This is a genomic window from Cyclobacteriaceae bacterium (assembly GCA_025808415.1).
GTDB lineage: Bacteria > Bacteroidota > Bacteroidia > Cytophagales > Cyclobacteriaceae > UBA2336.
In genome coordinates, this window is sequence record CP075525.1 from 3,647,246 (window position 1) to 3,660,211 (window position 12,966).

General features: G+C 44.8%; 14 protein-coding genes. 6 read left to right on the forward strand and 8 right to left on the reverse strand.

What is annotated here, in order from left to right; genetic code table 11:
* Positions 1-17: 17 nt before the first annotated feature.
* Positions 18-914, reverse strand: coding sequence for an N-acetylmuramoyl-L-alanine amidase (locus KIT51_16095; protein ID UYN86364.1), 897 nt, complete (start codon positions 912-914; stop codon positions 18-20).
* Between KIT51_16095 and KIT51_16100 the strand changes: the two genes are divergently transcribed.
* The gene (locus KIT51_16100) at positions 880-3,585 is read left to right on the forward strand and encodes an LPS-assembly protein LptD (GenBank protein UYN86365.1); all 2,706 of its coding nucleotides are present in this window, start codon (positions 880-882) and stop codon (positions 3,583-3,585) included. The two genes, KIT51_16095 and KIT51_16100, sit on opposite strands and share 35 nt — an antisense overlap.
* Before the next feature lies 1 nt (position 3,586).
* Here KIT51_16100 and lysS read toward each other — a convergent pair whose 3' ends face one another.
* Genes lysS through KIT51_16115 form a run of 3 tightly spaced genes read right to left on the reverse strand, consistent with a single transcriptional unit; the run spans position 3,587 to position 5,955 of the window.
* Positions 3,587-5,317, reverse strand: a complete 1,731-nt coding sequence (gene lysS, locus KIT51_16105; GenBank protein ID UYN86366.1) for a lysine--tRNA ligase — start codon at positions 5,315-5,317, stop codon at positions 3,587-3,589.
* Position 5,318: 1 nt separating this feature from the next.
* Positions 5,319-5,663, reverse strand: coding sequence for a DUF86 domain-containing protein (locus KIT51_16110; GenBank protein UYN86367.1), 345 nt, complete (start codon positions 5,661-5,663; stop codon positions 5,319-5,321).
* Positions 5,656-5,955: a nucleotidyltransferase domain-containing protein gene (locus KIT51_16115; GenBank protein ID UYN86368.1), complete on the reverse strand. Its 300-nt coding sequence runs from the start codon at positions 5,953-5,955 to the stop codon at positions 5,656-5,658. Before KIT51_16115 ends, KIT51_16110 begins: the two co-directional genes overlap by 8 nt.
* A 96-nt stretch (positions 5,956-6,051) precedes the next feature.
* Here KIT51_16115 and KIT51_16120 point away from each other — a divergent pair, with 96 nt between their 5' ends.
* The gene (locus tag KIT51_16120) at positions 6,052-6,285 is read left to right on the forward strand and encodes a ribbon-helix-helix domain-containing protein (protein ID UYN86369.1); all 234 of its coding nucleotides are present in this window, start codon (positions 6,052-6,054) and stop codon (positions 6,283-6,285) included.
* Positions 6,282-6,614, forward strand: a complete 333-nt coding sequence (locus KIT51_16125; protein UYN86370.1) for a type II toxin-antitoxin system PemK/MazF family toxin — start codon at positions 6,282-6,284, stop codon at positions 6,612-6,614. Before KIT51_16120 ends, KIT51_16125 begins: the two co-directional genes overlap by 4 nt.
* 2 nt (positions 6,615-6,616) lie before the next feature.
* Here the strand turns inward: KIT51_16125 and KIT51_16130 are convergent, their stop codons facing one another.
* Positions 6,617-7,018 (reverse strand): hypothetical protein, encoded by a 402-nt coding sequence (locus KIT51_16130; protein UYN86371.1) that lies wholly within the window; start codon positions 7,016-7,018, stop codon positions 6,617-6,619.
* Positions 7,019-7,025: 7 nt separating this feature from the next.
* A complete protein-coding gene (locus KIT51_16135) occupies positions 7,026-8,213 on the reverse strand; it encodes a proline dehydrogenase family protein (protein ID UYN86372.1) in 1,188 nt (395 codons plus the stop codon).
* Positions 8,214-8,363: 150 nt separating this feature from the next.
* On the opposite strand from KIT51_16135, the gene KIT51_16140 reads away from it, so the two are divergent.
* Both KIT51_16140 and aroB read left to right on the forward strand, forming a co-directional pair.
* Positions 8,364-9,455 (forward strand): bifunctional 3-deoxy-7-phosphoheptulonate synthase/chorismate mutase type II, encoded by a 1,092-nt coding sequence (locus KIT51_16140; protein UYN86373.1) that lies wholly within the window; start codon positions 8,364-8,366, stop codon positions 9,453-9,455.
* Positions 9,455-10,498 (forward strand): 3-dehydroquinate synthase, encoded by a 1,044-nt coding sequence (gene aroB / locus KIT51_16145; GenBank protein ID UYN86374.1) that lies wholly within the window; start codon positions 9,455-9,457, stop codon positions 10,496-10,498. The genes KIT51_16140 and aroB overlap by 1 nt, the downstream gene beginning before the upstream one ends.
* Here the strand turns inward: aroB and KIT51_16150 are convergent.
* Positions 10,489-10,677 carry a hypothetical protein gene (locus KIT51_16150; GenBank protein UYN86375.1) on the reverse strand — a complete coding sequence of 63 codons (189 nt, stop codon included), beginning with the start codon at positions 10,675-10,677 and terminating at the stop codon, positions 10,489-10,491. The genes aroB and KIT51_16150 overlap by 10 nt on opposite strands.
* Positions 10,678-10,772: 95 nt before the next feature.
* On the opposite strand from KIT51_16150, the gene KIT51_16155 reads away from it, so the two are divergent.
* On the forward strand, positions 10,773-12,008 hold the full coding sequence (locus KIT51_16155; protein ID UYN86376.1) for a 3-phosphoshikimate 1-carboxyvinyltransferase: 1,236 nt from the start codon (positions 10,773-10,775) through the stop codon (positions 12,006-12,008).
* Here KIT51_16155 and KIT51_16160 read toward each other — a convergent pair.
* Positions 11,980-12,768, reverse strand: coding sequence for an ABC transporter substrate-binding protein (locus tag KIT51_16160; GenBank protein UYN86377.1), 789 nt, complete (start codon positions 12,766-12,768; stop codon positions 11,980-11,982). The genes KIT51_16155 and KIT51_16160 overlap by 29 nt on opposite strands.
* Positions 12,769-12,966 lie beyond the last annotated feature (198 nt).

Below are 12,966 nucleotides of genomic sequence, written 5' to 3' on the forward strand. Positions count from 1 at the left end.
GGCTTTTAATTCGGTGCCTAATTTAGAGATTTTACCTTGTTTTTATACTCGCGTATGGCCCTGAATATAGCTGAGGCAATGTATTCCTGAACTTGGGCATCGTTTAACTCCTTTTCTTCTTTGGTATTGGAGAGGTATCCTATTTCGATCAGGACAGCCGGCATGGCGGTTTCCCATAATACCTGAAAGCCAGCTTGTTTAACGCCCCTGCTTTTGCGCCCGGCTTTATCGCCAAATTGCTTTTCAACCAGGTCGGCAAAATAAATACTGGACTCATGGTTGGCCGATTGGGTAAGGCTGAACAAGATGTAGGACTCGGGTGATTTTGGATCAAAGCCCTGGTACTTTTCTTCATAGTTTTCCTCCAGCAAAATCACCGAGTTTTCCCGCATGGCCACTTCCAAACTTTCCTGGGACCGATGGAGACCAAGCACGTAAGTCTCCGTTCCAAAAATTGATTGCCTGCGCTGGTCCGGGGTGTTTTCAGGGAGCGAGTTGGCGTGTATGGAAATAAATAAATCGGCATGATGGTCGTTGGCTACTTTGGCACGTTCCTTCAAACCTATGGTTATATCGGTTTTACGGGTATACACCACCTTTACCTCGGGCATATTTTTTTCCAGTACCTCGCCCAGTTTTAAAGCGAGCTTTAACGTAATGTCTTTCTCTTTGGTGAATTTCCCGAAGGTACCAGGTTGGGTTCCGCCATGCCCGGGATCGATGCAGACGGTAAACTTTTTGGCGGAAGCACTTTGACTGCCGTTTTGGGCTGATGCACTGAAGTTTAGCAAGGTTATTGCTAACGAAAGAAAGACCAATCCTATATTCCTCACGGGCAGTACAATGTTCTGGCGATTTGCAATACCTTTGCGCAAAGTTGTGAATTTTTCACTAAAAGCTAAAAACCTGGCCATCAATACCCTTTGTGTGCGGTCCCTGTTCATTCTTGCCGTTATTGGTTGTTCTTTTTCAGAAGTTTGGTCGCAACTACCGGTTGCAAAAGATAGTTTACGGGCAACCCTGGCTACCGATACGATCAAAAACCCTGCCGACACGCTTCCGCCCAAAAAAGGTGATATTGAAACAACCATCAAGTATTCAGCACGCGACTCCATCCACACCAGCGTTGATGGCCAGATGATATGGCTTTATGGTGCTGCTAAAATTATTTATGGGGCCATTGAACTGGAGGCCGAAGAAATCACCATCGACTATGCCAACAGTACCTTAACAGCCCACGGCATACGCGATTCGTTAGGCAGGCGCGTTGGGTACCCCATTTTTAAAAACGGGCCTGAACTTTACGAGACAAAAGATATTACCTACAATTTTAAAACGGGGCGCGCGCGCATTTCGGAAGTTATAACCCAGCAAGGTGAGGGCTACCTGCACGGTGATGTGGTTTATAAAAATGAAAAAAATGAATTACTGAGCGTGCGTAACCGCTACACCACCTGCAACCTGGAGCATCCGCACTTCGAAATCAGGTCAACCAAAACCAAGGCCATACCAAATGATAAAATTGTTTCAGGTCCGTTTTATCTTCAGTTCAACGATATCCCGTTGTACCCGTTTGGTTTTTTGTTTGGTATGTTCCCGGCCAAGCAGGAAAGCACTTCGGGTATTTTGTTTCCATCGTATGGCGAAGACCGCATACGCGGGTTTAACCTCCGCGGCCTGGGCTACTTTTTGGATGCAAGTGAATATGTAAAGCTATCGGTACGTGCCGATTTATTCTCGAAGGGAGATTATGTCCTGTATTTCGATGCACCCTACAGTTGGCGCTACCATTTCACCGGTGGGTTTAATTTCAGCTATTCCAAAACAAATGCGTCAACTCAAATTGAGGCACCGAACATCACAAACGACTTCAGCATACGGTGGAACCACTCGCCCCAATCCAAAGGAACCGGAAGATTTTCCGCTTCCGTAAGTGCCGCGTCCAGTTCGTACAACAAGAACAACAATCTTAATTTCGGTATGCCCGGCAGTATCAATACACCGGGGTTCAACAACACCAGCCGAAAAATGAACTCGAACATATCGTACAATAAAATTTTTAAAGGCACACCCTTTAGCATGGGTATAAACATAAGCCACAACCAGGATTTGGTGACCGAACAGGTTGACCTCACAGCACCAACCCTTACCGTGAACATGCGCAACCTGTACCCCTTTCAACGCAAAGACGGAACGCCCACCAAGCTCGATAACTTTTCAATTGGGTATAGTATGGCCGCCACCAATCGTATAACCAATAACCTGGGAAGGGTGGGCAGCAACCCGCTGCAGGATAGTATTGCACCTTTTACATTTTCTAATCTTTCAACCTTTATTGAAAACGGGAGAAATGGCATCCGCCACGCCATGCCTGTATCGTATTCGTTTAAAGCCTTCCGTTACTTCACGGTTTCACCATCAATTTCCTATGAAGAGAAATGGTACTTCGAAAAATATAATTGGGAATACCAACTTGTTAACAACCGGCCCACCTTGGTGGCAACAGACACCATTCGGGGGTTTAACCGCATAGCAAACTACAGCTTCAGTACTGGCTTTAACACCCGTATTTACGGAACGTATTTCTTTAAGCGTGGCAACATTAAAGCTATTCGCCACGTAGTTAACCCAAACATTTCGATTGGCTACACGCCTGATTTCACCAAGTACGATAATTACTTTCAGGCCATACAACAAAACGACCGTGTCATTTACCAATCCAGGCACCAGGGTGCAGTGTACGGAGGTTCTACCACCGGCAAAAGCGGTTCCATTGGTATAGGGCTGGGTAACACCCTGGAAATGAAAGTGAAGTCGGCAAAAGACACCGTGGCCAGAAAAGTAAGTTTGCTGAACAGTTTATCGTTAGGTACATCGTACAACATTATTGCCGATTCGTTTAAGCTTGCCCCCATTTCCATTGCAGCCAACACAAACATTCTCGATAACCTCATTAATGTTAACATTGCCGCTACTCTTGACCCCTACACCTTTATCAACGTACTTGATCCGGAAGGCGTGCCCATACGAAATTTAAACGGAACCTTGCGGGAGAGAAGAATAGACCAATTGGCCATACGGGGCGGAAAACTCGGACGGATAACCTCGGCCACGCTGGCCCTGGGATCGAACCTGAACCCAAAGGCGCGTGAAGCAAACCAAGACACACGCGAGCGGATTGCAGGCTCCAACATGCCGGAACAGGAAAAGCAATATTACCTGGCCAACCCTGATACGTATATTGATTTTAATATTCCCTGGAGCCTTCAACTCAATTACAGTTTGAATTACTCACGCCCTATAAACGCTGAGCCCCAGATTTCACAATCCCTTCAATTTTCAGGCGATATGTCGTTGTCGGAAAAATGGAAAATCACTTTCAACTCTGGCTTCGACTTTGAGAATATGGAATTTACAACAACCAATGTTGGCATAACCCGCGACCTGCATTGCTGGACAATGAACTTTAACTGGGGCCCCTTTGGAAGGTTCACCTACTATAATTTCCGTATTGCCGTTAAGGCTTCGGTTCTCCAGGATTTAAAACTGGAGCGCAGGAAACCATTCCTCGACAGCCTGAGGTAAATTATTTCAACCAGCCCTCCACTTCTTCCATAGTGGGGTTCTTCACATCCTCCAGCTTCATTTTTTTTCGAAGTCCGCACACATCATTAAAAAGTTTGGACGCTTTCATGGACTTCAATTGTTCTACGGATTGGATGCCCAGTTTTTGAAGAACCGGGAAAAGTTCTTTTCGGATACCCAACTGTTCGGCATCGCGCTCTGAAAATCCTCCACCTTGTTTTTCGGGTTTCATTTGTGGAAAAAACAAAACATCCTGTATGGAAGGTGAGTTGGTCATGATCATGCACAACCGGTCGATACCCACACCCAGGCCTGCTGTAGGCGGCATGCCAAATTCAAGGGCACGAAGAAAATCTTCATCCAACGTCATGGCTTCTTCATCGCCACGTTTGCCCAACTCCAGTTGTTCTTCAAAACGCTTACGCTGATCAATAGGATCATTTAACTCAGAGAAAGCATTACAGATTTCTTTCCCGTTACAAATAGCTTCGAATCGCTCCACCAATCCAGGCTTACTCCTGTGTTTCTTGGCCAGTGGCGACATCTCCACCGGGTAATCCATGATAAAGGTTGGCTGGATGAGCAAGGGCTCGCACTTCTCACCAAAAATCGCATCAATCAGTTTTCCTTTAGCCATGGTTTCATCTACCGGAACATGAAGCTTGGTACACGTTTCGCGCAAAGCGACTTCATCCATAGCGGAAATATCAATGCCCGTAAAATGTAGTATCGCTTCAAACATGGTGAACCGTTTCCACGGTCTGCGGAAATCAATTTCGTATTCTCCAACCTTTACCTTGGTGGTGCCGTGCAAATCAAGGGCAACTTTTTCGATCATCTCCTCCACCAGGTCCATCATCCAGAAATAATCTTTATAGGCTACGTATAACTCAACCTGCGTAAACTCCGGATTGTGGAACCGCGACATACCTTCGTTCCTGAAATCTTTCGAGAATTCGTACACTCCATTATAGCCGCCAACAATCAATCGTTTCAAATACAACTCGTTGGCAATACGCAGGTATAATGTCATGTCCAACGTATTGTGGTGTGTTTTAAAAGGACGGGCCGCTGCCCCACCATAGAGTGGTTGCAGTATGGGGGTTTCAACTTCAAGATAAGCCTTGTCGTTCAGGTACTGCCGCATGGAGTTTACCAGTTTGGTACGCTTAACAAAGGTGTCGCGCACCTCAGGGTTAACAATCAAATCGACATAGCGCATGCGGTAGCGTTGTTCAGGGTCGCTGAAGGCATCGTGCTTGTGCGTTACACCTTGTTCATCTACCGTTTCTTTTACGATAGGCAACGGCTTTAGCGACTTGGAAAGTATTTTAAACGCGGTTACATGAATGGATATTTCCCCGGTTTGTGTCGTAAATCCGTAACCCTTCACCCCTACGATATCGCCAATGTCGATGAGTTTTTTAAACACGGTGTTGTAGAGTGTTTTATCTTCACCGGGGCATATGTCGTCCCTGCGAATGTAGATTTGAATACGGCCTGTTTCATCCTGGAGTTCAGCAAAGGAGGCCGAGCCCATAATCCTGCGGCTCATAATTCGGCCGGCAATGGAAATCTGGCGATAGTCGCTTTTGTGACGCTCGTAGTTTTCAAGAATCTCAGCGGCCGAAGCATTCACTTCGAAAAGCTCTGCCGGGTAGGGATCAATGCCCAGTTTTTCCAATTCTTCTTTCGCCTGCCTGCGTATGATTTCCTGTTCGCTTAAATTCATATTAGTTACGCTTCTTGATAATCTTGGTTATTTCAACTTTTAAATCTGGAAGTTGATCGTTTATGATCTGCCATACTTCTTCCGCATCAACCCCGAAGTAATTATGGGCAATTATATTTCTGAAAGCCTTGATTTTTATCCACGGCACTTGCTTTGTTTCTTTTTTTAGAGGCTGGCTTAGCTTTGATACGGTTTCTCCAATAATTACGAAATTCATCAATACTGCATCAAACGCCTGCTCATCATCATAAAATGAATCAGGGTTATCAAATTTTGAAGTAAACCTGATTATTTTCTTTATGGAATCTATAATCGCTTCAAGATTAGCGAGATCCTTTTCAGACATAGATGGCATCCTTAAGAATCCGTTTTCGGTAATAAGGCTTCAGGTATTTTTCCCGGCAAATTTCCACTTTTCGCTCAAACTGTTTTTCCATCATTCGCCTAAGCCTGGCTTTCAGTAAGTACAAATCCTTGGTACCCGGCTCAAATTCAGCAATAAGATCAATATCGCTTTCTTTATGCTGCTCATCCCTGGAAAAAGACCCAATCAGACCTATCCTCTTTACGTGAAAGTTCTGTTGGAAAAGCGGCTTGTTTTTCCTTAAGTAATCTAATATGTCGTCTTTACTTTGCACACTCCGGTTTTTCTGCAAAAATAAGGGAAATAACGGGCTAAGAAACCTTATTACTGTAATATGGATTATATTTACAATTCATAAATATTAAACACAATGGCCACCTTCACCAGTACCCTTCCGGACAACCTGCTCAAGCAACTTGCGGAAAAGGCCAAATCACTCTCTGTGCCCAAAAACAAACTCATTGAAAATGCCCTGCGACTATACCTTGAACACCTTGAAAAGGCTGAGTACAGTAAATCGTACCGGCAAGCAGCAACTGATAAGGATATACTTACCCTGGCTGAGGAAGGTATGGCGGATTACCTCAATCAATTGGAAAAATGAAGCAGGGAGAAATCTGGTTTACCGACCTTAACCCCATAAAGGGCAGTGAGCAAGCCGGTAAGCGTCCTGTGGTAATCATCAGCGGAAATTTACTCAACCAACATTTGAATGTGGTGATTGCCGCTCCACTAACAACTAAGATTAAGCGTTACAAAGGCAATCCGGTTTTAAAACCAACTAAAACCAATGGCTTAATGGGGGAATCTGAAATACTGGTTTTTCACATACGATCGATTTCAAAAGAAAGATTTATCCACAAATTAGGAGATATTGAAAAAGATCAACTGGCTATGATCATCAAAACACTTCAGGATATATTAAAATATTAACGCTACTCCTTTTTGAACCGATAACGGATACCCCAACTTCCACGTAAAATAAGGTCGTCAGAAACAAATGGAGTTAATTCAATGTGGAAGCCGAGTTTCTTACGCTCAAAAGGATAAAAATTGAAGCCCACAGGAAACACCAAACTTTCGTAATAAAAATTTAAACCACCACCTACATAAAAGGAATAATCAGGCTTTGCCAGGATGTTATAATTTATTATACCCTCAAGCTGCTCAATATCCCAATAAACATCCGTTAAAATCCGTAACTCCGGCCGCAGCCTTTCCTTAAACTCGTAGTTAAAACTTATAAATGGTATTTGAGATTGATGATAGGCTACACCAAATTGGGCAATGGAATAAAGAGGGAATAAAAGTGTGGCTAATAATAAGATTTTCCTCATCGTTATATCAAATTGATTTATTTTTTCTCCGCTTCAACTCCTTCTTAATAAACGTCAATTCACGGCTGCTTTGTCCGGCTACCGAAGTATTCTCCGCAGCCCTGCGTAGCAGGTACGGCATAACCGAACGAACTGGTCCATAGGGCAGGTACTTCACCACATTGTATCCAGCCTTCGCCAGGTTAAAAGAAATATTATCGCTCATGCCGTAGAGCTGGGCAAACCAGGCACGCTTATCATCAGGTTTCATGCCGTGTTTTTCCATCAGCACGGTTAAGAAATGATTGCTGTATTCATTGTGCGAGCCGCACATAACAGAAACACGTTGCTTGTTATCGATACAAAAGGCTAACGCCCTATTAAACGCTTCATCGGTAGCTACTTTGTTGGGATGGATGGAGCTTTCATAACCCATTTTTTCGGCACGTGCCCTTTCTTTTTCCATGTAGGCTCCGCGCACCAGCTTGGCACCAAAGTAAACGTTGTGCATTACCGCCTCATGAAAATGATTACGCAAATTAGGCAGGCCGGCTGTGCGATAGAGCTGATAGGTATTGTACACAATCGCCTTCTGTTGGTTGTACTTTTTCATCAAGTCCAGCGCAATACGATCGATCGGGTTTTGGTACCACGAGTCTTCCGCATCAATCATGATGGGTATTCCGTATGCATGACCTTTTGCACATACACGATCGAACCGGTTGATGATGCGTTGGTAGGCCGCCTCCTCCTCGGGTGAAAGTTTTTCATTCGCCTGAACTTTGGTCAGTAGTTCGGCTGAGCCTAAGCCGGTTGGTTTAAATACACAAAATGGAATGTTGGATGAGCCGTGTGCTTTTTCAATGGTACGCAGGGTTTCCTCCAACGTAGCATCAAAACCAATTTCAGATTTTTCACCCTCTACAGAATAATCAAGAATGGCGCCTACATGAAACTTTCCCAAAACCTCTACGGCATGGGCTGCCTTATCAATGCTTTCACCGCCACAAAAATGATAAAACACGGTTTTCTTAATTATACCCTCCACGGGCAGCCGCAAGGCAAGGGCAATTTTGACCAAGCCTGTTGCCATGGCCGAAATCCACGGATGGTTGACCAGGGAAAAAATAAAATTGGCCTTTTTAAGCTCAGCGTCAGTCTTGTAGGCAAATGCTGTAGCGGTATCGTCAAAGGAAATTTTGGTAACTGATTCCATAAATAAATATGGTGTAAATATAGAGGGCACTTCCTAAGTTACAAGGTCGTTCATCAGGCTTAAAAGCTTCCTTAAAACTTTATAACCCCTTAGTTGTTCCTGCCATGCCATTGATTATATGTTCCAGGCTTTGTTTAATTTTCTGACTTTATGAAGCTCACCAATTGGATCTCTGCGTATAAAACTCCCCAGCAACCCCTGTTGATTGCCGGGCCTTGCAGTGCAGAAAGCCCCGAACAACTTATGGCGATTGCTCAAGCCTTTAAAGGCATGGGCATTTCCGTTATGCGTGCCGGTGTATGGAAACCCCGTACGCGCCCCAACTCGTTTGAAGGCAAGGGCAAGGAAGCATTGAGCTGGATAAAAGAAGTAAAACAGGAAACCGGTTTGGCATTTGCCATTGAAGTGGCCAATCCTACGCATGTTGAGCTTGCTTGTGAAGCCGGCATTGAAATACTTTGGGTAGGCGCACGCACTACGGTAAATCCTTTTACCGTTCAGGAAATTGCCGATGCCTTACCTGGAACCGATAAGATTGTGCTGGTTAAGAATCCAATCAACCCTGAGCTATCGCTATGGATTGGAGCACTTGAACGGCTGAACCGCGCAGGCATTCAAAAGCTCGGTGCCATTCACCGGGGCTTTTCATCGTTTCAAAAATCGCGGTTCCGCAATCAGCCCCTGTGGCAAATTGCGCTTGAATTGAAAATCCTGCATCCGGATATCCCCCTGATTGCCGATCCGAGCCATATTGCCGGTAACCGCAACATGATTTTTGAAGTGTCCCAAAAAGCCCTTGATCTTGATTATGATGGGCTGATGATCGAAACGCACCCCGATCCGGACCATGCCCTGAGTGATGCGCAGCAACAGGTTACTCCCCACAGGCTAGCTGAAATCATCAACGACCTTCGGGTAGCCGAACGGCTGTCATCCAACGCTTTGTTTTTAAATCAACTGGAGGCTTTGCGCGAAAAAATTGATCACCTCGATCAGGAACTTATTGACTTGCTATCCACGCGCACGAAACTAACCGAGCAAATCGGAGAGTATAAAAAAGAAAATAATGTTACCGTATTTCAGTTGGAACGCTGGAATGAAATTATGAGTACCCGACCTGAGTGGGCCAGCCTCGTGCATCTTTCACCTGATTTCATACGCGAATTGTACAAAATCATCCATGATGAATCCATCCGCATACAAACCGAAATCATGAACAAAACCTCGGAACCCGAAAAGTAATGCTCCCGAACAACATCAAACTAACCGACAACCCAGGGCCATTCCTGAATCTCTACCTGCAAAAATGGTCGTTTAGTAAAGTGATGCTTTTGGCGGATGAAAATACCCAAACTCACTGCTATCCCTTATTGCAATCGCACCTTCCGGATCATACGCTTATTTCCGTGCCCAGCGGAGAAGAAAACAAAACCTTAAAAACGTGCGAAGAAATCTGGACACAAATGACCAACCTTGAATTGGACCGGCATTCCATTTTAGTGGTGTTGGGGGGTGGTGTACTGGGCGATATGGGTGGTTTTTGTGCCGCTACTTACAAGCGGGGAATAGATTTTATATTGGTACCCACTACCCTCCTGGCTATGGCCGATGCCAGCATTGGCGGAAAATTAGGTATTGATTTCCTGCACCTGAAAAATCATATAGGTATTTTTAAGGAACCCAGGCTTACCATAATCAACAGTGACTTTCTAAAAACCTTGCCTCCGGCAGAATTACGTTCTGGCTTTGCTGAAGTAATCAAACATGCCCTGATCTCTGATCGAACCTTGTGGAATGAGCTTCGCAGCAACGCGTTGGACAATCAGCCCTGGGACGTATTACTCCGCCATTCGGCTGAGTTTAAGTCTTCTGTTGTGCAACAGGACCCTACAGAACAAGGCTTGAGAAAAATTTTGAATGCAGGGCACACCATAGGCCATGCGCTTGAATCATATTGCTTGAAACAAGGGAACAAAATTCTACACGGTGAAGCTGTCGCTGCCGGATTGGTGGCTGAAGCATGGCTTTCCATGAAGCGGGGGATGCTCAGCGAGATTGAACTGAATGAAATTTCCGGATATATTCTAAAAGAATTCGGAAAGCTGAACATTGGTTCAGAGAATTTGCCCGTCATTGCAGGACTATGCAGTCAGGACAAAAAAAATAAGGGCAAAAGGATTTTATGCGTGCTTTCCGAAGGCATCGGGAAAGCCCGGTGGGATTGTGAAGTTACTGAGGATGAGATTGTAGATGCTCTGGCATTTTATGCTTCGAATCAGATATAATGTGCTTCCGAATCATCGAAAGCCTCAATCTTCTTCTTAATGCTTTGTTTCAGGTCTTCCGCTTTTTTAGCTAAGTAGTCAGTGGTTTTCTTTTTTCTGTCGCCAGTAAAAAGCCACGCTGCTAAAACGGCTGCCGAAGCAATCCCTAATCCCAACGTTATTTTTCCTGTAGTATTCATATAGCAAAGTTAACTGGTTTTGTTGATCATTTGTTTCACGGGCTTGAAGAAATCTTTAACTAATTTGCAGGTGTCCTAACAACTATTCGTATTCAATGAACTCCTTCATACATATCAAAAAAAACGAAAGGCTATCAGGAATAGTCGCTAGCTTGCCCGCGTCCAAAAGCATCAGCAACCGGGTTCTGATTTTAGATGCACTGGCCGGAGGCCAGTCTGAATTGTTGAATCTTTCGGAGGCCAACGATACAGTTCTGATGAGGCGATTGATCCATTCAACCGACCCTGTATTGGATGTTGAAGATGCGGGCACCACCATGCGATTTCTAACCGCCTACCTGGCCGTAAGCAAACAACGAAAAATACTTACCGGAACAGCGCGTATGAAGCTACGGCCCATTGGTATCCTTGTGGATGCGTTGAGAAAACTTGGGGGCCAGGTTGAGTACCTTGAAAAAGAGGGCTTCCCGCCCATTGAAATATTGGGGTTTGAGAGCCAGCAAACAAATCAACTGAACATCAGGGGCGATGTAAGCAGCCAATACATTTCCGCGTTAATGATGATTGGTCCATCGCTGCCAAAGGGACTAAGGCTGATCCTGGAGGGCAAAATAGGGAGCAAGCCTTATATTGAAATGACTGCCTCACTTATGCGAAGGTTTGGTATTGAGGTGGCGTCTCAGGATGCCCACATTGAAATTCCGCATCAAGTTTATAAGCCTGTGAAATATTCCGTTGAGGCAGATTGGTCGGCAGCAAGCTATTGGTTTGCATTTACAGCCTTGGCAACTGACGCTGAAATTGCCTTGCCCAACATAGCCTTACGTTCCCTTCAGGGTGATCGTGTAATTGTTGACATGATGGAGCAACTTGGCGTAAAAGCAGAGCCACGAGGAAATACACTTTTACTTACTAAAAAGGATACACTGCCTGAATTCAGTTGGGATTTTACCCATTGCCCGGACCTGGCACAAACCGTGGCGGTGGTATGTGCCGCAAAAGGCATAAAAGGCACTTTCACCGGGTTGGAAAGCCTGCGCATAAAAGAGACTGACCGCATCAGCGCACTCCACCATGAGCTCCAAAAAATTGGCGCACAGCTTATTGAAACCGGCTCAGACTGGAAATTGGTGCCTTCACAAAAATTGCCGGATAAAATTACCGCCATCAACACCTACCTCGACCATCGCATGGCCATGGCCTTTGCCCCGCTGGCTTGCCTGGCTGATATCGCGTTGGAAAATCCTGGTGTTGTAAAAAAATCATACCCTGGATTTTGGAATGATTTGCAGAGCGTAGGGTTTAAATTATCTGCGACCGAAGGTTATTAACATAACTGCCGAACAATTGCATCCGGCTTCCATACCATGAAAACATCTCACCATTAACCAAAATTACTTTGCAGGCAGGCAAAATACTTTGAATTTCCTGCATGTGGTTTTTCTTAAATGGATAAGGTTCAGAAGAAAGAAAAATCAAATCAGGTTTTAGCGACCGGATATCATCATCCGAAAGCTCGGGGTATCGGAAAGCTTGGGTAACACAGTTTCTCAAGCCCGTAAGTTGAAGCATCGAATTTATAAATGTGCCTTGGGCTACTCCCATCCACGGCTTTCGCCACATCAGGTACAGAACACGCAAGGGAGGTAACGGATCTATCTTTCTAAAAGAATCCTGAATCATACCGATCAAATTTGCTGCTTCGCTCTCACGGGTTGTTATTCTTCCAATTTCATCAATCATTTTAATAGCATCTTCCACTACCTCAATATCACTCATCCACACCGGATAACGTGCCTGCAATTCCTGTATGCCAGCCTGATAATTCTCCTCTTTGTTGCCAATAACCAAATCAGGCCGCAGTTCATCAATGGTATCGAAATGAAAGTTTTTTGTTCCACCAACAATTGCTTTCTCTTTTAGCCAACATTTTGGATGGATACAGAATTTGGTTATGCCTACTACTTCGTTATTCAGGCCAAGGGAAGCCAACAATTCAGTTTGGGAGGGAACCAGGGAGACGATTCTTTTTGGCTTCTCGGGAACCCTTACCGTACTCCCCATTTGATCGACAAAGGTTTTTGTCACCATGGGTACAAAAGTAAAAGAGCCCCTTTTGTTTGCAAAAGGAGCCCTTTGATGGAAAACGCACAGAGCACACGAAGAAAGACCCTCTCAATAAAACTCCGTGCCCCTGCGCGTTATAGTTTAGTTAAAACGTGTACCAAGTAAACTTAGTTCGTTAAAACTTACCGCCCCGTGGGTCGTGGGGAGGTAATAACATTCTCA

Coding starts and splice junctions, on each gene's coding strand:
- KIT51_16130 (UYN86371.1), bottom strand. CDS start 7,018: ATGAGGAAAATCTTATTATTAGCCACACTTTTATTCCCTCTTTATTCC.
- KIT51_16095 (UYN86364.1), bottom strand. CDS start 914: ATGGCCAGGTTTTTAGCTTTTAGTGAAAAATTCACAACTTTGCGCAAA.
- lysS (UYN86366.1), bottom strand. CDS start 5,317: ATGAATTTAAGCGAACAGGAAATCATACGCAGGCAGGCGAAAGAAGAA.
- KIT51_16140 (UYN86373.1), top strand. CDS start 8,364: ATGAAGCTCACCAATTGGATCTCTGCGTATAAAACTCCCCAGCAACCC.
- KIT51_16150 (UYN86375.1), bottom strand. CDS start 10,677: ATGAATACTACAGGAAAAATAACGTTGGGATTAGGGATTGCTTCGGCA.
- KIT51_16160 (UYN86377.1), bottom strand. CDS start 12,768: ATGGTGACAAAAACCTTTGTCGATCAAATGGGGAGTACGGTAAGGGTT.
- KIT51_16110 (UYN86367.1), bottom strand. CDS start 5,663: ATGTCTGAAAAGGATCTCGCTAATCTTGAAGCGATTATAGATTCCATA.
- KIT51_16155 (UYN86376.1), top strand. CDS start 10,773: ATGAACTCCTTCATACATATCAAAAAAAACGAAAGGCTATCAGGAATA.
- KIT51_16135 (UYN86372.1), bottom strand. CDS start 8,213: ATGGAATCAGTTACCAAAATTTCCTTTGACGATACCGCTACAGCATTT.
- KIT51_16125 (UYN86370.1), top strand. CDS start 6,282: ATGAAGCAGGGAGAAATCTGGTTTACCGACCTTAACCCCATAAAGGGC.
- aroB (UYN86374.1), top strand. CDS start 9,455: ATGCTCCCGAACAACATCAAACTAACCGACAACCCAGGGCCATTCCTG.
- KIT51_16120 (UYN86369.1), top strand. CDS start 6,052: ATGGCCACCTTCACCAGTACCCTTCCGGACAACCTGCTCAAGCAACTT.